The organism is Agromyces terreus, assembly GCF_009749465.1.
GTDB classification, from domain to species: Bacteria; Actinomycetota; Actinomycetes; order Actinomycetales; family Microbacteriaceae; genus Agromyces; species Agromyces terreus.
The window spans coordinates 161303-180006 of sequence record NZ_WBIS01000001.1 but is presented as its reverse complement, the minus strand read 5'-3'; the positions used below and the strand labels follow the sequence as shown (position 1 = coordinate 180006).

Here is an 18704-nt window from a genome sequence, read left to right as displayed (position 1 = left end):
TGCGAGTCTCGCACGGCCGACCGACGCTCGGAAGGCCGGCCGACTCGACGGCGCGCGGGGTGCAGCAACCGCCCCGGCTTCTGTCGCAGTATTCTCAGCCGGCATTCAGCGAACCTGCAGCACACTGAAAACATGGCTGACGGACCCAGAATCCTCATCGTCGACGACGAGCCCAACATCCGCGATCTGCTCACCACGAGCCTCCGCTTCGCGGGCTTCGCGGTGCGTGCCGTGAGCAACGGCGCGCAGACCATCTCCGCGGTCCTCGAAGAAGAACCCGACCTCATCATCCTCGACGTGATGCTGCCCGACATGAACGGCTTCGGCGTGACCAAGCGCCTGCGTTCGGCGGGCTACACGGCGCCGATCCTCTTCCTGACGGCGAAGGACGACACCGAAGACAAGATCACCGGCCTCACGGTCGGCGGCGACGACTACGTCACCAAGCCATTCAGCCTCGACGAGATCGTCGCGCGCATCAAGGCGATCCTGCGCCGCACCATGCACGCCGAAGAAGACGCGGTCATCCGCACGGGCGAGCTCATGATGGACCAGGACACGCACGAGGTCCTCGTGGGCGACGTCCCGGTCGAGCTCTCCCCCACCGAGTTCAAGCTGCTGCGCTATCTCATGCTGAACCCCAACCGCGTGCTGTCGAAGGCGCAGATCCTCGATCACGTCTGGGAGTACGACTTCAACGGCGACGCCGGCATCGTCGAGAGCTACATCTCCTACCTGCGCCGAAAGCTCGACCAGCACTCGGCCGAGCCGCTCATCCAGACCAAGCGCGGGTTCGGGTACATGCTGAAGTCCTCCTCCAAGCCCTGACTCAGGCTTCGCCGCCTAGACTCGCTCCGCTATGCATCAGACGATCTCCGAGCGGTGGAACCGCATCTCGCTGCGCACCAAGATCACCGGTGTGACGGTGCTGATGCTGACCCTCGGTCTGCTCGTCTCGGGCATCGGAACGGCGGCCATGCTGCGTTCCTACGTCGAGGACCAGATGGCGGCCAAGCTCGCGAGCATCGCGAGCGGCACCCTCGACCGGTACTTCATCGACGAGAGCTCGGGCGACGGCTCCTCCGACGCCGACACCCGCAAGTTCTCCGAGAGCGACCAGGTGTTCGTCGCGGTCTACGACGAGGAGACGAACACCCTCGAGGCCACCAACTGGGACGGCCGGGCACCCGAGAACCTGCCGCACGTGCCCGCCACGCTCACGCGCGGCGAGGTCAACGCCCTCAACTCGAAGGGTTCCGGGTACACGACGTTCCAGCTCGAGGACGCGAACGGCGACAAGACGTTCCGCGGGGTCGCGGCCCTCATGGTCGCCGACAGCCACGGCAACCTCACGCCGATCATCATCGCCATCTCCTCGAAGGACACCGAGTCGCTGATCGCGGTGTACCTCACGATCTTCCTCGGCTTCGGGGTGGGCGTCGTGCTCGTCGGCGCGCTGCTCACGCGCATGCTCGTCACGACGACGTTCACCCCGCTCCGCGAGGTCGAGGCCACGGCCGCCGCCATCGCCGACGGCGACTTCAGCCAGCGACTCGGCGGCGCGACCCCGAACACCGAGGTCGGCCGGCTCAACCGTTCGCTGAACACCATGCTCAACCGCATCGATCGGGCGTTCCGCGACCGCGCGCGCACCATCGACCAGATGCGCCGATTCGTCGGCGACGCCTCGCATGAGCTCAGGACCCCCCTCGTCTCGGTGCGCGGCTACGCCGAGCTGTACCGCATGGGCGCGCTGCAGACGCCCGACGACGTGGCACAGGCCATGGATCGCATCGAGAAGGAGGCCATCCGCATGGGCGGCCTCGTCGAGGACCTCCTCGCCCTCGCCCGGCTCGACGAGGCGAAGCCGCTCGAGCTCGCCGAGGTCGATCTCGTCCCGCTGGCCCGCGACGCCGCGCTCGACGCCATGGCCGCGCACCCCACCCGCACGGTCACCGTCATCACCCCCGACGACGTGCGGGCAGCGGATGCCGCGGGCGCCCCGCTCGGCTCCCTCCCGTCCTCTGCCGACCACACGCCCGGCCGGCCGTCGACCGGGGCGATCTCGTTCGCCGGGGCGACGCTCGCGCGGCTGCGCGGTCGACGCCCTCGCACGGAGCCGAACGGCGCCGGCGCGCGTCGGGGCGGCTCGACGGGCACGCAGCCCGCGGGGGCCGCGGCCGAGGCATCCGCCCCCGATCAGGCGCCCGAGGGCGCGCAGACGCCGCCGACCGGGCCCCAGGCGGTCGTGCTCGCCGAAGAGAACAAGATCCGCCAGGTGATCACGAACCTCATGGGCAACGCGGTGCGTTTCACGGCCCCCGACAGCCCCATCGACATCCGGGTCAGCGCCGACGCCTCGACCGAGCGCGCGATGATCGAGATCGTCGACCACGGCGAGGGCATCCCGCCCCAGATCCGCGAGAAGATCTTCCAGCGGTTCTGGCGTGCCGACACGTCGCGCACCCGCGAGACGGGCGGTTCGGGCCTCGGCCTGGCAATCGTGTCGTCCATCGTCGCGGCGCACAACGGCAGCGTCGACGTGGTCGAGACGCCCGGCGGCGGCGCCACGTTCCGGGTGCAGCTGCCCCTTGCAAACAGCGCCGCGGCCCCCCAGTCCGTGACCACGGCCTGACCGCTCCTCCACAGCACCGCCCACGGGTCTGCGGACCCTCGCCGATCCCCGGGAGGCCCCGACGGTCACCGCGCGCGCCTAGCGTGACGTCATCACCGATCGAAGGGATCCCATGTCCAGTTACCACGTCGATGCCGCTCAGGTCTCGGCCGCCACCCAGACCGTGAAGGGCACGATCGGGCGCATCCAGTCCGAGGTCTCCTCCCTGCTCGGCCAACTCACCGGCCTGCAGTCCTCCTGGTCGGGCCAGGCGGCGAGCGCGTTCCAGGGCGCCGTCGCCGACTGGCGCGAGACGCAGTCGAGGGTCGAGCAGAGCCTCGACAGCCTAAACCAGGCGCTCTCGCTCGCCGCGACGCAGTACGCCGAGGCCGAACAGGCGAACGCGAGGCTCTTCCTGCGCTGAAAGCCTCGGGCCGACGGGGCCGGCTGTCGGCCCCGTCGCGGCCGTCGGTCGGCCCGGTCGCGGCCGGCAGTCGGCACGGTCGTGGCCGGCCGGTCGGCCCGGTCGACACCGGCCGATCCGGGAACGACGAAGGGCGCCTCCATCAGGAGGCGCCCTTCGCGCTGATCAGGCCGTGACGGCCGAGGATCGGGTCGGACTAGAAGTCCATGCCGCCCGTGGGGTCGCCGACCGGAGCCGGGTTCTTCTCGGGCTTGTCGGCGACGACGGCCTCGGTGGTGAGGAAGAGGCCGGCGATCGACGCTGCGTTGAGCAGGGCCGAACGGGTCACCTTCACCGGGTCGTTGATGCCGGCGGCCAGCATGTCGACGTACTCGCCGGTCGCGGCGTTGAGGCCCTGGCCGACCGGGAGGTTGCGCACGCGGTCGACCACGACGCCCGGCTCGAGGCCGGCGTTGAGGGCGATCTGCTTGAGCGGGGCGTCGATCGCGACACGCACGATGTTGGCACCGGTCGCCTCGTCGCCCGAGAGCGACAGCTTCTCGAAGGCGGTCTTGCCGGCCTGGATGAGGGCGACGCCACCACCGGCGACGATGCCCTCTTCGACGGCTGCCTTCGCGTTGCGCACGGCGTCCTCGATGCGGTGCTTGCGCTCCTTGAGCTCGACCTCGGTGGCCGCGCCCGCCTTGATGACGGCGACGCCGCCCGCGAGCTTCGCGAGACGCTCCTGGAGCTTCTCGCGGTCGTAGTCGGAGTCGGTGTTGTCGATCTCGGCGCGGATCTGCGCGACGCGACCGGCGATGCCCTCTTCGTCACCGGCACCCTCGACGATGGTCGTCTCGTCCTTGGTGATGATGACCTTGCGGGCCTGTCCGAGCAGGTCGAGGGTGACGTTCTCGAGCTTGAGGCCGACCTCCTCGGAGATGACCTGGCCGCCGGTGAGGATCGCGATGTCCTGGAGCTGCGCCTTGCGACGGTCGCCGAAGCCGGGAGCCTTGACGGCGACCGACTTGAAGATGCCGCGGATCTTGTTCACGATCAGGGTCGCGAGCGCTTCGCCGTCGACGTCCTCGGCGATGATGAGGAGCTGCTTGCCGGTCTGGATGACCTTGTCGACGATCGGGAGCAGGTCCTTGATGTTCGAGACCTTGCCGTTGACGATCAGGATGTAGGGGTCTTCGAAGACCGCTTCCTGGCGCTCGGGGTCGGTGACGAAGTACGCCGAGAGGTAACCCTTGTCGAAGCGCATGCCCTCGGTGAGCTCGAGCTCGGTGCCGAAGGTGTTCGACTCCTCGACGGTGACGACGCCCTCCTTGCCGACCTTGTCGATGGCCTCGGCGATCAGCGCGCCGATGGTCTCGTCGGCGGCGGAGATGGAAGCGGTCGCGGCGATCTCCTCCTTGGTCTCCACCTCCTTGGCGTTGGCGATGAGCTCGGTCTCGACGGCCGCGACGGCCTTCTCGATGCCGCGCTTCAGCGAGATGGGGTCGGCGCCTGCGGCGACGTTGCGGAGGCCCTCGCGCACGAGCGCCTGAGCGAGCACGACCGAGGTCGTGGTGCCGTCGCCGGCGACGTCGTCGGTCTTCTTGGCGACCTCCTTGACGAGCTCGGCGCCGATCTTCTCGTACGGGTCGTCGAGCTCGATCTCCTTGGCGATCGACACGCCGTCGTTCGTGATGGTGGGGGCGCCCCACTTCTTCTCGAGCACGACGTTGCGACCGCGCGGGCCGAGGGTCACCTTGACCGCGTCGGCGAGCGTGTTGAGGCCACGCTCGAGACCACGGCGGGCCTCCTCGTTGAAAGCAATGATCTTTGCCATGTGTGTTTCTCGTCCCTTCTCGGACGTCTCAAAGATTCGTGTTTAGCACTCGATTCGGATGAGTGCTAAGACGATTCTGGCACTCGACTGCCACGAGTGCAAGCGAGCACGGCCCCTTCTCAGGGCGTTCGCTCACGGCGCGAACGTCACCGATCCGCCCACGGGCACGAGTTCGATCCAGGTGTTGCCGGGAGCGAGCGGCAGCGGCCCCCCGTCGTCCGCCGTGAGCACGATGGGAGAGGTCGCGGCGTCCTTCGACCAGGTGCCGTGCGCGGTGCGCCCGCCCACCGAGGCCCAGGCCTCGCCGTCGCCGATCAACGTCGTCTTCGGCACCTCTCCGTACCGCCAGTCGATGGCGACCCGCAGCGTCACGACATTGACGGCGTGCACGCGCTCGCCGGACGCCTCCATGTCGGGCTGCCCCTCCTGCGAGCGGAGCCACGCCGAGCTCGCGGCATCCCAGGTCCACGACGGGTACCGCTCCTCGGAGAACACCTGCGAGATGCTCGAGGTGGGCGCCGCCGCGAACGCGGGGTCGGCGAGCGGGTCGGCGCCGCCGTAGGCGAAGTGCACCTGGGGCGGCGGGAGCTCGGCGTAGCGGCCGACCGCCTCCGTCGAGTCGAGGATCACGTCGTGGGGGCCGGGCCGGTCGTCCGCCCGCGTGAAGAGCCCGGTGTCGTCGTAGTCGAAGACGAGGTTCACGACCGGCGCGGCCTGCATCATCGCCACGAACTGATCCTGTCCGCCCGAGTAGGCGACGATGCCGCCGAGCGGCGACACGATGTCGGGATCCATCGGGCGGATGGAACGCACGGGGCCGATCTCGGCGGGGATGTCGGAATGCCACACGGCGACGTACCTCGTGAGACCGCCCTCGACGAGTTCCTCGAACACGAGGTCGGTGCGATTCAGGGCGATCTGCGGCCGCGCCTCCTCGTGGTCGTCGATCTTCGCCGCGAGCGCCGGGTGCTGCATCGCCGCCCAGTCCGCGCGGGTCCCGCGCAGCGGGGCGAAGGCGACCGCGGCGGGCACGGACGAGGTGCCGATCGGCCGGGCTTCGGGGGTCTCAGTCACCGGCGGCGGGTCGGCGGCCGTCGGGCCGGTGCATCCGGCCAGCAGGATCGCGGATGTCACGAGCAGCACCCCGAGCGCCCGCACCCCTCTGGCCGAATGATCGCCCCTCGCCATGCCGACAGCAAACCACCGCGGGGGCCGGGGAACGCCGCGACTCGCCGGGCGCCGAACGCGGGACGCGGCCGTGTGGAGTCGAGGTGCGCGGCACGGAAAACGAAGCACCGCCGGTCGGAGGACCGGCGGTGCTCGCACGCTGCGACTCAGGCGGGACGGACCGCCTCGGCCTGGGGGCCCTTCGATCCGGTGCCGACCTCGAACACGACGGCCTGCCCCTCTTCGAGGACCTTGTAGCCGGCCATGTCGATGGCGGAGTAGTGGACGAAGACGTCCTGCCCTCCATCGTCGACGGTGATGAATCCGTAGCCTTTTTCAGCGTTGAACCACTTGACGGTTCCGTTCGCCATGCGTTGCTCCCATGTTGCTGTGTGTCGATCAGCACGTGCCTGTCGCCTGTACCGGGCCTCTGACGCGTGCCGACTGGGACCACTGCTGGTACCGGCCCTCACACGGGTTCGAGCGGCCAATTCCAGATAGTAGCGACGGCGATACGGCGAAGAAAAGGGGTTGGAAGCACCGCAATGTCGCGGATTGGCAACGATTGGCGCCGGTCAGCCCTCGGAGCTCTCCTCGGCGTAGTCGGAGCCGACCACGAGCACGAGCGGCGTGCCGATCTCGCCGAACTTCGGGTCCATTCTCACGTCGGTGCCGGGGATCGCGCCGGCGACGCCGCGTGCGGCGCCCTCGAGGTCCTCGCTCGCGTAGTACACGACCGTCTCGGTGAGGTCGTCCTCGCTCGCGTTCGCGGTCGCGCTGACCGGGATGCCGGCGGCAGTCAGCGTCTCGGCGGCGGCGGCGGCCAGTCCGGACGTCGGCGTGCCGTTCAGTACCGTCACCGGCACATCGGCGGCGATCGTCGGCTCCGCCGTCACGACGGGCGTCGCGGGAGCCGACGGCGACGCCTCCGAGAAGTCGAGCCGATCGTTGACCACGACGACGCCGACGATGCCGATCGCGGTGAGCACCGCCGTCGCGAGGGCGGCCCATCCGAAGGCGATCCACTTCGCGCCGCGGCGCTGCGGGGCGCGGTGCGCGCCGACGCGCTCGATGCCGTGCGGGATGGAATCGAATCGGTCTCGTGGATAGTTCTGCGCCATGGGTCCAGTCGGGTTCGGGCCGGGCTCAGCCGAGCGGGCGGGGGTTCGTGAGGGAGCGTCGGGAACGGTCGGCGGCGCGCGCCTCCCGCATGCGCAGGAGCCGCTTGACGAGCATGGGATCGTGGCGGAGCGCTGCCGGCGAGTCGATGAGCTCGCCGAGGATCCGATAGTAGCGAGCCGCGGAGATCCCGAACTCGTCGCGGATGCCCTCGGCCTTCGCTCCCCCCTGCTGCGAGGAACGCGCCTCAAAGGCGAGCACGCGCGCGGCGAAGTCGTCGAGCGCCTCGCCTGCGTCGGAACGCGCGTGCGCATGCTCGGCGCCCATGTTCCTCCTCGAGATCTCGTCACGGCTCGGCCTCGGCCCGGTGCACCGGGCTTCGCTTCGCTGACATCCTAGGGATCCGCAGCCGTGAGGGAGCCGAGCGCGCGCGGCGTGTGCGTGCGGGCGGCGGCCCTCCGGCGACGTGCGACGATGGAGGGACCCGACAGTTCTGGAGGAACCGCGATGACGTATCGAGTCGAGAAGTCCGAAGGCGAGTGGCGCGAGCAGCTCGGCGACGAACAGTTCGCCGTGCTCCGCGAGGCATCGACCGAGCGACCCTGGACGGGTGAACTGCTCGACGAGGAGCGCGCGGGCGTCTACGCCTGCGCCGCGTGCGGTGCCGAACTCTTCAAGAGCGGCACGAAGTTCGACTCGGGTTGCGGCTGGCCGAGCTTCTACGAGTCGGTCCGCCCCGAGGCGGTCGAGCTCATCGAGGACACCTCGCTCGGAATGGTCCGCACCGAGGTGCGCTGCGCCGCATGCGGCTCGCATCTGGGCCACGTGTTCCCCGACGGCTTCGGCACGCCGACCGGCGATCGCTACTGCATGAACTCGATCGCGCTCGACTTCACGCCCGAGTCCTGAACGTGCGGCCGGTCCGGGCCGCGGTGACCGCGCGGCGCTCGGTCTCGAAGGTGACCGGCGACGCGCCGGGCGATGCCGAGCTCGTCGAACTCCTCGAGGCGGCGGGTCGGGCTGCCGATCATGCGGGACTGCGTCCGTGGCGCATCATCGCGCTCCGGGGTGCCGCCCGCGAACGCCTCGGCGCCGCGCTGGTGGAAGCCGCCGGGCTCGAGCCAGCTGACCGTGCCGCCGAGAAGCTCGCCGGCAAGCCGCTGCGTGCGCCGGTGCTCCTCGCCCTCGTCGCGGTGCGCACGCCCGACCACGAGAAGGTCCCGGCGTGGGAGCAGGATGCCACGGCCGCGGGCGTCGCCCATCTGCTCAGCCTGCTGCTCGACGAAGCCGGGTGGGGCGTCATGTGGCGCACCGGGCCGCACACGCGGCATCCGACCGTCTCGGCGATGCACGGACTCGGCGAGCACGAGCGCCTGCTCGGCTGGCTCTACGTGGGCGGGAGACCCGAGCGATGGCGGCCAGAGCGCCGGCGCACCGGCGACGCCGCGTCGAGGTTCACGACGTTGGACTGACCTCGTCGGCCTCTGGCCGGGCGGCGTGCCGGCTCCCCCTCCAGCGCACGCTCGCGATGACGACCGCGACGAGCGCGAGCAGCGTTCCGGCGATGGTCGCCAGGTCGACGGTCGCATCGCCGATCGGCCAGATCAGGTCGAGCGCGAGCGCGGCCGTGAGCTGCCCGGCGACGCCGCCGAGGGCGAGCACGAGCACGCCGATCACCCGCACGACCACGGCCTGCACGGCGATGAACACGCAGCCGATCGCACCGCCCGCGTAGAGCCACGGTTCCGTCGGCAGCGAGGCGGGCCAGCCCGCGGATGCCGCGTGCAGGAGCATGACGGCGACGAGCACCGTCGTGCCGACGGCGAAGTTGACGACGGTCGAGGTCAGGGCGCTCGATGCCGCCGCCCGGACGCGGCCGTTCACGGCCTGCTGCCATGCGGCGCCGAGCCCGGCCGTGAACGGCAGCAGGATCAGCACGATCGGGGCGTCGCCGCCCAGCTCTGCAGACACCGTCCAGAGCACGGCGCCGAGGGCGATGACGGCGCCGATCGCGCGGGCGACGGTGATCGGTCGTCGCCCGGCCGGCCCGAGGCCGACGAGATCGAAGACGACGCCGCCGACGGTCTGCCCGGCCACGATCGACACCGTGAACAGCGCGACGCCGATGACCCCGGCCGACAGCCCCTGAGTGACCACGAACCAGGCGCCCGCGAGCCCGCCGAGCAGCATCCACCAGGAGATGCGTCCGGCACGGAGCTGCTCGAACGCCTTCGCGAAGCCGACACGTCCGGGCCGCCAGAACACGAGCACCGCGAGCAGGATCGCGAGCCCGCTGCCGAACGAGATCGCCGCGGCCGTGTAGGCGTCGTCGAGGCGGGCCGCGAGCTGTCCGTTGATGCGCGACTGCACGGCCGTGAATCCTCCGGCCAGGACCGCCAGCGCGATCGCGACCCACCCGGGCAGCAGGCGCGGTGCGGCGTGCGCGTGGCGGTGCTCGGATTCGGTCGACGCCGTCCGCGGTGCGGCGTCGGGAGCTCGGTCGTCGGTCAAGTGCCGGCTGCGAGACTCGAACTCGCAACCCCCGCTTTACAAGAGCGGTGCGCTACCAATTGCGCCAAGCCGGCGAGGGGCGGGAGGCCCCGGGCAATGCTACCGGTCGTGGGGGGGGGGGGGGGGGGGGGGGGGGCCCCGGCGGGGGGGGGGGGGGGGGGGGGCGGCGCGGGGGGGGGCCCCCCCCCCCACGACCGCGCGGATCACGGCGTCGGCGTCGGCGTCGCCTCGGGGCTCGGCGTCGGGGTGGACTCGGACTCGTTGAACGTGGCGCTCGTGGCCTGGACCACGAAGGACTGGAACTCCTGCGCGTCGTCGAGCGAGCCGCTGTACTGCTGGCCGTTCACGAGCACCGTGGGCGTTCCGGTCACCGACGGGAGGTCGGAGTTCGGGATCGGCTCGGTGAGGGCGCGGTTCGTCGCGTCCTGCACCCACGTCTTGAAGCGCGTGTCGTCGATGCACGCGCCGACGCCGGACGCGGCGCCCGCGTCGGTCGCGAGCTTCTTGAGGTCGGAGTTCGACAGCCCCGTCGAACCCTCTTCGGGCTGGTTCTCGAAGAGGAGCTCGTTGTAGTCGAAGAACGCGTCGGGCGAGAGGTCGGCGACGCAGGCCGCGGCGTTGGCGGCGCGGAGCGAGTACTGGGTGCCCGCGGACTTGTTCGTCAGGATCGCGATCGGATGGATCTCGAGGGTCGCGGCGCCGGATTCGACCATGGTGCGGATCGCCTCGGAGTTCGTCATCTCGAACTGGCCGCAATAGGGGCACAGGTAGTCGACGTAGGTGACGATGTTCGCGACGGTGCCGCTGTCGTCGGGCACGGTCGGCGTCGGGTCCTCGCCGGCATCGAGCGCGGGCGTCTCGACGGCGGTGATCGCGCCCTCGTCGCCGGCGACGAGGAGGATGCCGTCGCTCGCCATGTTCGCCGGGCCGGGGCCGGCAGGCTTGACGCTGTTGAAGATGAGCGTTCCGATGATGGCGGCGATGGCCAGGACGGCGACGACGACACCGCCCTGGATCAGCAGCTTGTTGCGCTTCTCGCGCTTCTTCTGCTCTTCGCGAAGGACGCGGGCCTTCTCGCGGGCCGCCTCCCGGCGATCGTTACGGGTGGCGCGTGGCTGATTGGATCCGCCGTTGGTCATCGATGGTCACTCCGGTCGCTGTGTGGGCGCGCGCGTGCTGCGAACGCACCCACGATAGTAGGAACGATGGCTGTGAATCCGCCACACGCATGGCACAGTCCGCTCACGGCGGCCGTGCACGCGGCTCAGGGCGCGCTCCCAGCCGTCGTGCGGCGACGAGGGCGTGGTCCGAGGGCGCCCCCTCGCATGCGATACTGGTGGGTGCGTCGACGTCGACGCAGTCCATCACTACGGATCGTCCGGCACGTACCTGCCGGTGAAGGAGAAGAACAACCATGGCGTCAGTCACGTTCGACAAGGCCACCCGCCTCTACCCCGGCGGCACCCGCCCGGCCGTCGACCAGCTCGACCTCGATGTCGCAGACGGCGAATTCCTCGTCCTCGTCGGCCCCTCGGGCTGCGGCAAGTCCACGTCCCTCCGCATGCTCGCCGGCCTCGAAGAGGTCAACGACGGCAACATCTTCATCGGCGACCGCAACGTCACCGACGTGCCGCCGAAGGACCGCGACATCGCGATGGTCTTCCAGAACTACGCGCTCTACCCGCACATGACGGTGGCCGAGAACATGGGCTTCGCGCTCAAGATCGCGGGCGTCGGCAAAGACGAGCGCGCCGCTCGCGTGCTCGAGGCCGCGAAGCTGCTCGACCTCGAGCCCTACCTGAGCCGCAAGCCGAAGGCCCTCTCGGGCGGTCAGCGCCAGCGCGTCGCCATGGGCCGCGCCATCGTGCGTCAGCCCCAGGTCTTCCTCATGGACGAGCCGCTCTCCAACCTCGACGCCAAGCTCCGCGTGCAGACCCGTACGCAGATCGCCTCGCTCCAGCGCCGCCTGGGCGTCACCACGGTCTACGTCACCCACGACCAGACCGAGGCCCTCACGATGGGCGACCGCATCGCCGTGCTGAAGGACGGCCTGCTCCAGCAGGTCGGCACCCCACGCGACCTCTACGAGAAGCCGCAGAACGTCTTCGTGGCCGGCTTCATCGGCTCCCCCGCGATGAACCTGTTCCACGCGGAGCTCGTCGAGGGCGGCGTGCTCTTCGGCACCGCGACGGTTCCGGTCGACCGCGACGTGCTCGCCGAGACGTCGAGCACGAACGCCACGATCGGCGTGCGTCCCGAAGACATCACCGTCTCCCCCCACGAGGGCGAGGGCCTCGCGGTCGACGTCGACCTCGTCGAGGAGCTCGGCGCCGACGGTTACCTCTACGGCCACTCCACCGTCGAGGGCAAGCGCACCGACATCGTCGCCCGCGTCGACGGCCGCAACCACCCGAACGCCGGCGACCGCGTCTACCTCACCGCGACCCCGAACCACGTGCACCTCTTCGACATCGAGTCGGGTCTGCGCCTGGGCAACAAGGCCGTCGTCAGCTGACGCTCCCGCACCGACGATCGACGCCGGTCGGGCTCTCGAGCCCGGCCGGCGTCTTCCGTCTGCGCGGCGGCGCCCGGCGGCACTCGGCGGCGCGGCATCCGCCCGCGCACCCCGGGCCCGGCGACGCCGCGACTCGGCGCGGTTCGTCGGCGGAGCCCCGCCGCGACTACGCTGAAGCCTGATGAGCGGCTCACTTTCGATCACGTCGGCGATGACCGATCCGGCACTGCTCGACCTCCCCTGGCACCTTCCGCTCGAGGCATGGCCGAGCGAGAACATCGCGACGCTGCCGAAGGGCATCTCGCGGCACCTCGTTCGCTTCGCGCATCTCGCCGGTCATGTCGTCGCCATCAAGGAGACGACGGCCGAGATGGCGCGCGGCGAGTACGAGATGCTGCGCACCCTGCAGAAGCTCGAGATCCCCTGCGTCGACCCGGCCGCCGTGATCACGAACCGAACGGATGCCGAGGGCGAACCCCTCAAGCCGGTGCTCGTCACCCGGCACCTGCGCTTCTCCCTCCCCTACCGCGCGCTGTTCTCGCAGACGTTGCGGCCCGACACCGCGACCCGGCTCGTCGACGCCCTCGCGGTCCTGCTCGTGCGCCTGCACATCGTCGGCTTCTTCTGGGGCGACGTCTCGCTCTCCAACACGCTGTTCCGTCGTGATGCCGGGGCGTTCGCGGCGTACCTCGTCGACGCCGAGACGGGCAAGCTCTACGAGGGCGGGCTGTCCAACGGGCAGCGCGAGAACGACCTCGAGATCGCTCGCGTCAACATCGCCGGCGAGCTGCTCGACCTCGAGGCCGGCGGCAAGGTCGCCGACGAGCTCGACCCGGTCCGCATCTCCGACGGCATCGTCGAGGCCTATCGCAGCCTGTGGCAGGAGCTCACGGGCTCCGAGTCCTTCTCCTCGGCCGAACGCTGGCGCATCAACGAGCGCGTGGGCCGGCTGAACGACCTCGGCTTCGACATCGAGGAACTGGCGATCCGCACGTCCGACGCCGGCACGACGGTGCGCATCCAGCCGAAGGTGGTCGACGCCGGCCACCACCAGCGCCGCCTGCTCCGCCTGACGGGGCTCGACGCCGGCGAGAACCAGGCCAGGCGCCTGCTGAACGACCTCGATTCGTACCGCGCCTCGTACGGCAAAGAGGCCCTCGACGAGGAGATGGTCGCCCACGAGTGGCTCGTCCGCGTGTTCGAGCCCGTCGTCCGGGCCATCCCGACCGAGCTGCGCGGCAAGCTCGAACCCGCCGAGGTCTTCCACCAGTTGCTCGACCATCGGTGGTTCCTCGCGCAGCAGGCCTCGCACGACATCCCCCTCGCCGAGGCGGTGGGTTCCTACATCAACACGGTGCTGCGGCACCGGCGCGACGAGGCGACCGTCATCGGCCCGCAGACCGGCGCCATCACGACGTCGATCGAGGTCGTGCCGTTGGACACGGCGGCCGTCGCGGTCGTCGATCCCGACGACGAGAACGACTGGCGCGCCAAGGTCTGAACGACGTTCGCGCTCGCACACGGCTGATGTGCGAGTGCGAACGGATCGACTGAGGCGTCGGTCCCTACTTCTCGGCGCGGAGCTTCGAGATCTCGTAGAGCGTGACGGATGCCGCGATGCCGGCGTTCAAGGACTCGGTCGCCGCATTGATCGGGATCGAGACGATCGCGTCGCAGGTCTCCGCGACGAGTCGCGAGAGGCCCTTGCCCTCGCTGCCGACTACGACGACGATCGGCCGGTCGGCCCAGGAGAGGCCGGGGAGCGAGACGTCGCCGTCGCCGTCGAGCCCGAGCACGAAGACGCCGCGCTCCTTGAGCGCCTTGAGGGTCTGCGTCAGGTTCGGGGCCATGGCCACCGGCACGCGCGCTGCGGCGCCGGCGGAGGTCTTCCAGGCCCCGGCGTTGACGCCGACGGAACGGCGCTGCGGCACGATCACGCCCTGCCCGCCGAAGGCCGCGGTCGAGCGGATGATGGCGCCGAGGTTGCGCGCATCGGTGATGCCGTCGAGGGCGACGAAGAGCGGCGTCTCGTCGCCCGAGAGCACCTCGTCGAGCAGTTCGATCGGGTGGGCGTACTCGTACGGCGGGACCTTGAGCGCGAGGCCCTGGTGCACGCCGCCCTCGCCGGCCAGACGATCGAGTTCGGGTCGCATGACCTCGAGGATCGGGATGCCGCGGTTGGTGGCGATCTTCATCGCCTCCTTGACCCGGTCGTCCATCTCGATGCGCGAGGCGACGTAGAGCGTGGTCGCCGGGATGCGCGTGCGCAGCGCCTCGACGACGGAGTTGCGGCCCGTCACGATCTCGGACTCGTCGCCCGACTTCGAGCGGCGCGATGCACCCGATGCGCCGCGCGGGGCACCGGCACGAGAGCCCTGCCCTGCGACCTTGCCGGCCGGCTTGCCCTTGCCGCCCGTGGCGGCGTAGCGCTCCTGGGCGGCCTTGCGCTTGCCGGCGGGGTGCCAGGCGCGATCCTCGGCCTTCGGCGTCGGGCCTTTGCCCTCGAGGGCCTGTCGACCCTGGCCCCCGGATCCGACCTGCTTGTTCTTGCTCTTGCGTACTGCCCCGGCGCGAGGCTTGCCGCTGCCCTTCATGATTCCAAGCTCCAATGCGTGCCGGTCTGGCTGTCTTCGATGGTGATGCCCGCGGCCGAGAGTTCGGCGCGGATACGGTCGGCGGCGGCGAAGTCCTTGGCTGCGCGTGCGGCCCGGCGGTCTTCGAGGAGCCGGTCGACGAGCACCTCGAGCGCGGATGCCGCGGGGGCGGCGTCGGGCGCCCACTGCGCGTCGCGGGGGTCGATGCCGAGCACGCCGACCATGGCGGCGACCTGCCCGTGCAGCACGGCCGCGTCGTGGAGTTCGTCGGCGTCGAGGGCCTGGTTGCCGGCGCGCACCGTGTCGTGCAGCACGGCGAGCGCCTGCGGCACCCCGAGGTCGTCGTCCATGGCGGCGGCGAACGCGTCGGGGATGAGCGGTGCGCCGACCCCGGCGTACCGGGTGCCGGCCAGGCGCCGCTCGACGCGGTCGAGGAAGGTGCGGATGCGATCGACGGCGGCTTCGGCCTCGGCCAGCGAGGTGGGCGCGTAGTCGAGCGTCGAGCGGTAGTGCGCCGCGCCGAGCAGGTACCGCACGGCGAGCGGGGAGGCCAGTTCGAGGAGCTGCCCGGCGTAGACGGAGTTGCCGAGCGACTTCGACATCTTCTGTCCGCCGATGTTCACGAGCCCGTTGTGCACCCAGTAGCGCGCATAGCCGTCGCCCGCGGCCGTGGACTGGGCCAGTTCGTTCTCGTGGTGGGGGAACCGGAGGTCGAGTCCGCCGCCGTGGATGTCGAATTCGGGGCCGAGGTAGCGCGCCGCCATGGCCGAGCACTCGATGTGCCAGCCCGGACGCCCGTCGCCCCAGGGCGAGGCCCACGACGCCGATGCCGGCTCGTCGGCCTTGCGGCCCTTCCAGAGGGCGAAGTCGCGCGGATCGCGCTTGCCGCGCGGATCCGCATCGGCCGCGGCCTCCATGTTGTCGCGGGCCTGCCGCGTCAGGCCGCCATAGGCGGGCCAGCTCGCGGTGTCGAAGTAGACGTCGCCGGAGGCGTCGGGCGCGGCATATGCGTGACCTGCCTCGATGAGTCGCACGATGAGCTGCTGCATCTGCTGCACGCTCGCGGTCGCGCGCGGCTCGTAGGTGGGCGCCTGGATTCCGAGCGACGCGTACGCGGCCTGGAACTCGAGCTCGACGCGGTACGCGAGCGCCCACCACTGCTCGCCCGCGCCCTGCTCGTCGCGGTGCGCCGCATCGAGGATCTTGTCGTCGATGTCGGTGACGTTGCGCACGAACGCGACGTCGTAGCCGCGGTACGAGAACCAGCGACGCAGGATGTCGTACACGAGCGCGCTGCGCAGGTGGCCGATGTGCGGGCTGGACTGCACGGTCGGACCGCAGACGTACATGCCGACGTGCCCCTCGCGGAGGGGCACGAAGTCACGCAGGGCCTGGGCCTTCGAGTCGTAGAGTCGCACGGTCACCTCGCAAGCCTACCGGCGCGGACCCGCGCAACGGCTGTGTGACGGCGCGACGGCGCGACGGGCGCGACGCGCGTGTCAGCGGGCTTCGAGCATCGCGGTCGCGATGGCCTGCAGGCCCTCGCCGCGCCCGGTGAACCCGAGACCGTCGGTGGTGGTGGCCGCGACCGACACGGGAGCGCCGAGCACGCCGGAGAGCAGCGCCTGCGCCTCGGCGCGGCGCGGTGCGAGCTTGGGGCGGTTGCCGAGCACCTGCACGGTCACGTTGACGATGCGGAATCCGGATGCCTCGACGAGCCGACGCGTCTCGGCGAGGAACACCTCGCCATGCGCGGACGCGAACCGGGGGTCCGCCGTGCCGAACACCGCCCCGACGTCGCCGAGGCCGGCGGCGGCGAGCAGCGCGTCGCAGACGGCGTGGGCGGCGACGTCGCCGTCGGAGTGGCCCGAGAGTCCGCGTTCGCCCGGCCATTCGAGGCCTGCGAGCCACAGCGGCGTCGCCGGGTCGTCGTCGAACGCGTGCACGTCGACCCCGGTGCCGATGCGCAGGCCGGCCGGCCTCGCGGCATCCGCCCCTGTGCCGTTCGACGGTGCGGCGTCGGCCATGGCGGCTCCTTCGGTGCGGACGATGCGCTCGGCACGGCGCAGGTCTTCGGGAACGGTGATCTTGAAGGCCCGGGCGTCGCCGGGAACCACGTCGACCGTGACGCCCACCGCGGCCGCGAGCGCGGCGTCGTCGGTGAACTCGGCGAGCGAGGCGACGCCCGAGTACGCCTCATCGAGGGCGTCGCGCGGGAAGCCCTGCGGCGTCTGCACGGCGGCGAGCTGCGAGCGGTCGACCGTCTCGACCACGCGCCCCGAGTCGACCCGCTTGATGGTGTCGACGACCGGCAGGCCGGGAACGACGCCGTGGCCGCGCGCCCGCACCGCCGCGACGACCTCGTCGAAGAGTTCCGCGGGCGCGAGCGGTCGTGCGGCGTCGTGCACGAGCACGGTGTCGACGTGCCGGGGCAGCACGTCGAGGCCTGCTGCGACGGATTCCTGTCGGGAAGCAGCCCCGGGAACGACGTCGAAGGGGGCGGATGCCGCGTCGGCGACCCCGGCGATCATGTCGCGGACCTCGTCGACGCGCTGCTCGGGGGCGACGACGACGACGTGCGGCGTCTCGCGCATGCGCAGCACGGCGTCGAGCGCGACGCCGAGGATGCTCGAGGAGCCGAGCGGCACGAGCGCCTTCGGCTCGGGGTGCCCGAGGCGCGTGCCGCTGCCAGCGGCGACCAGGATGACGGCGACCGTCGACGAGGCGCTCATGCTCCGAGCGTATCGGCTGCCGCCGGGGCGCGCGGAGACGACGACGGCACCCCGGTCGATCGACCGGGGTGCCGTCGGGAGACTAGGACGCGAGGACCTCGTCGAGCACGGTCGACGCGGCCTCTTCGTCGGTCTTCTCTGCGAGCGCGAGCTCGGAGATGAGGATCTGACGCGCCTTGGCGAGCATGCGCTTCTCACCCGCGGAGAGTCCGCGGTCCTGGTCGCGGCGCCACAGATCGCGCACGACCTCGGAGACCTTGATCACATCGCCGGAGGCGAGCTTCTCGAGGTTCGCCTTGTAGCGACGCGACCAGTTGGTCGGCTCCTCGGTGAACGGGGCGCGCAGCACCTCGAACACCTTGTCGAGTCCGTCTTGGCCGATGACGTCGCGGACGCCGACCAGATCGACATTCTCGGCAGGGACCTCGATGACGAGATCACCCTGCGTGACGTTCAGCTTCAGGTATTTCTTGGTCTCGCCCTTGATGACGCGGTCTTTGACTTCGATGATCGTCGCTGCTCCGTGGTGCGGATACACGACGGTTTCGCCAACCTCAAAAAGCATGAATGTATGTCCTTCCGGCAACTTTCAGGATATCACATTCCGGTTCATGCTAAGGTTCCGCCGCTGCGTCCGGAGCCCGGTCGCGCCGTTAGGCTACACTCGGATTCGGTTCCCCGTGCTCGCCTCGACAGCTGCGTGCACGCCCGTACTTGGAGGTTCTGTGAAGGCGCGTCTCGCGGCATCCGCTGTTCTGGCCCTGGGTCTCGCCATCGGCGCGACCGGCTGCTCGATGGTCACCTACCAGGCGACCACCGAGCACTACGACGCGAGCGACGGCGTCTCGGTCGACGTCGGAGACCTCGATCTGCGCAACGTCCTCGTCGTGAGCGACGACGGCACCGACGGCAACCTCGTCATGACCGTCGTCAACACCGGCGACCGCGATCAGACGCTGAAGATCACGCCCGAGGGCGCAGACGTCGTCGAGCTCGAGGTGCCCGCGCACGAGACGGTCGTGCTCGGCTCCGAAGACGCCGAGCCGGTGCTGCTCGAGGGCATCGACGCCGAGGTCGGCGGCCTGACCCCGATCTTCTTCCAGTACGCGAGCGAAGAGGGCATCGAGAAGCGGATCCCGGTTCTCGACAGCCGGCTCTACGAGGGCCTCGCGCCCTGACCGTCCGCCGCTGCGCGGCCTGACGGCCTCGCGG

The 18704-nt window shown here is 70.5% G+C and carries 19 protein-coding genes and 1 tRNA gene; 8 read left to right on the top strand and 12 right to left on the bottom strand.

Annotated features, from left to right (window positions below; genetic code table 11):
• The first annotated feature begins 132 nt into the window (after nt 1–132).
• The 3 genes from GQQ92_RS00770 (at nt 133) to GQQ92_RS00760 (ending at nt 3038) form a co-directional block, all read left to right on the top strand.
• Nucleotides 133–828 (top strand): response regulator transcription factor, encoded by a 696-nt coding sequence (locus tag GQQ92_RS00770; RefSeq protein WP_156997341.1) that lies wholly within the window; start codon nt 133–135, stop codon nt 826–828.
• A 31-nt stretch (nt 829–859) separates the two neighbouring features.
• Entirely contained in the window at nt 860–2635 is a 1776-nt protein-coding gene (locus GQQ92_RS00765) for a sensor histidine kinase (protein ID WP_156997340.1), read from the top strand.
• Between the two features lie 112 nt (nt 2636–2747).
• Entirely contained in the window at nt 2748–3038 is a 291-nt protein-coding gene (locus tag GQQ92_RS00760; protein WP_156997339.1) for a WXG100 family type VII secretion target, read from the top strand.
• 196 nt (nt 3039–3234) lie between these two features.
• Here GQQ92_RS00760 and groL read toward each other — a convergent pair whose 3' ends face one another.
• The 5 genes from groL to GQQ92_RS00735 form a co-directional block, all read right to left on the bottom strand.
• Complete coding sequence (groL, locus tag GQQ92_RS00755) at nt 3235–4854, bottom strand: chaperonin GroEL (protein WP_156997338.1); 1620 nt, start codon at nt 4852–4854, stop codon at nt 3235–3237.
• A gap of 132 nt (nt 4855–4986) precedes the next feature.
• Nucleotides 4987–6042 carry a DUF3048 domain-containing protein gene (locus GQQ92_RS00750; protein WP_156997337.1) on the bottom strand — a complete coding sequence of 352 codons (1056 nt, stop codon included), beginning with the start codon at nt 6040–6042 and terminating at the stop codon, nt 4987–4989.
• 146 nt (nt 6043–6188) lie between these two features.
• Nucleotides 6189–6392: a cold-shock protein gene (locus GQQ92_RS00745; protein WP_156997336.1), complete on the bottom strand. Its 204-nt coding sequence runs from the start codon at nt 6390–6392 to the stop codon at nt 6189–6191.
• A 204-nt stretch (nt 6393–6596) separates the two neighbouring features.
• Entirely contained in the window at nt 6597–7142 is a 546-nt protein-coding gene (locus GQQ92_RS00740; RefSeq protein WP_156997335.1) for a LytR C-terminal domain-containing protein, read from the bottom strand.
• 25 nt (nt 7143–7167) lie between these two features.
• Nucleotides 7168–7467: a DUF3263 domain-containing protein gene (locus tag GQQ92_RS00735; protein ID WP_156997334.1), complete on the bottom strand. Its 300-nt coding sequence runs from the start codon at nt 7465–7467 to the stop codon at nt 7168–7170.
• Between the two features lie 180 nt (nt 7468–7647).
• On the opposite strand from GQQ92_RS00735, the gene msrB reads away from it, so the two are divergent.
• Both msrB and GQQ92_RS00725 read left to right on the top strand, forming a co-directional pair.
• Nucleotides 7648–8049, top strand: a complete 402-nt coding sequence (gene msrB / locus GQQ92_RS00730; RefSeq protein ID WP_156997333.1) for a peptide-methionine (R)-S-oxide reductase MsrB — start codon at nt 7648–7650, stop codon at nt 8047–8049.
• A 2-nt stretch (nt 8050–8051) separates the two neighbouring features.
• Nucleotides 8052–8612, top strand: a complete 561-nt coding sequence (locus tag GQQ92_RS00725; RefSeq protein WP_232057419.1) for a nitroreductase family protein — start codon at nt 8052–8054, stop codon at nt 8610–8612.
• On the opposite strand, the gene GQQ92_RS00720 is transcribed toward GQQ92_RS00725, so the two are convergent.
• The 3 genes from GQQ92_RS00720 to GQQ92_RS00710 form a co-directional block, all read right to left on the bottom strand.
• A complete protein-coding gene (locus GQQ92_RS00720; RefSeq protein WP_156997331.1) occupies nt 8596–9651 on the bottom strand; it encodes a DMT family transporter in 1056 nt (351 codons plus the stop codon). The two genes, GQQ92_RS00725 and GQQ92_RS00720, sit on opposite strands and share 17 nt — an antisense overlap.
• Nucleotide 9652: 1 nt before the next feature.
• Nucleotides 9653–9725: transfer RNA gene (locus GQQ92_RS00715), tRNA-Thr, on the bottom strand.
• A 129-nt stretch (nt 9726–9854) separates the two neighbouring features.
• Nucleotides 9855–10790: a thioredoxin domain-containing protein gene (locus GQQ92_RS00710; RefSeq protein WP_156997330.1), complete on the bottom strand. Its 936-nt coding sequence runs from the start codon at nt 10788–10790 to the stop codon at nt 9855–9857.
• A 275-nt stretch (nt 10791–11065) separates the two neighbouring features.
• Between GQQ92_RS00710 and GQQ92_RS00705 the strand changes: the two genes are divergently transcribed.
• Together GQQ92_RS00705 and GQQ92_RS00700 are read left to right on the top strand one after the other, a co-directional pair.
• Nucleotides 11066–12166, top strand: coding sequence for an ABC transporter ATP-binding protein (locus GQQ92_RS00705; RefSeq protein WP_156997329.1), 1101 nt, complete (start codon nt 11066–11068; stop codon nt 12164–12166).
• A 181-nt stretch (nt 12167–12347) separates the two neighbouring features.
• Complete coding sequence (locus tag GQQ92_RS00700) at nt 12348–13667, top strand: DUF4032 domain-containing protein (RefSeq protein ID WP_156997328.1); 1320 nt, start codon at nt 12348–12350, stop codon at nt 13665–13667.
• A gap of 64 nt (nt 13668–13731) precedes the next feature.
• Here GQQ92_RS00700 and rlmB read toward each other — a convergent pair whose 3' ends face one another.
• The 4 genes from rlmB to GQQ92_RS00680 form a co-directional block, all read right to left on the bottom strand.
• The gene (gene rlmB, locus GQQ92_RS00695; protein WP_156997327.1) at nt 13732–14760 is read right to left on the bottom strand and encodes a 23S rRNA (guanosine(2251)-2'-O)-methyltransferase RlmB; all 1029 of its coding nucleotides are present in this window, start codon (nt 14758–14760) and stop codon (nt 13732–13734) included.
• Nucleotides 14757–16184 (bottom strand): cysteine--tRNA ligase, encoded by a 1428-nt coding sequence (gene cysS, locus GQQ92_RS00690; RefSeq protein ID WP_156997326.1) that lies wholly within the window; start codon nt 16182–16184, stop codon nt 14757–14759. The genes rlmB and cysS overlap by 4 nt, the downstream gene beginning before the upstream one ends.
• 75 nt (nt 16185–16259) lie before the next feature.
• Entirely contained in the window at nt 16260–17492 is a 1233-nt protein-coding gene (ispD, locus tag GQQ92_RS00685) for a 2-C-methyl-D-erythritol 4-phosphate cytidylyltransferase (RefSeq protein ID WP_156997325.1), read from the bottom strand.
• A gap of 82 nt (nt 17493–17574) precedes the next feature.
• Complete coding sequence (locus tag GQQ92_RS00680; protein ID WP_156997324.1) at nt 17575–18057, bottom strand: CarD family transcriptional regulator; 483 nt, start codon at nt 18055–18057, stop codon at nt 17575–17577.
• Nucleotides 18058–18217: 160 nt separating this feature from the next.
• On the opposite strand from GQQ92_RS00680, the gene GQQ92_RS00675 reads away from it, so the two are divergent.
• Entirely contained in the window at nt 18218–18670 is a 453-nt protein-coding gene (locus GQQ92_RS00675) for a hypothetical protein (RefSeq protein ID WP_156997323.1), read from the top strand.
• Nucleotides 18671–18704 lie beyond the last annotated feature (34 nt).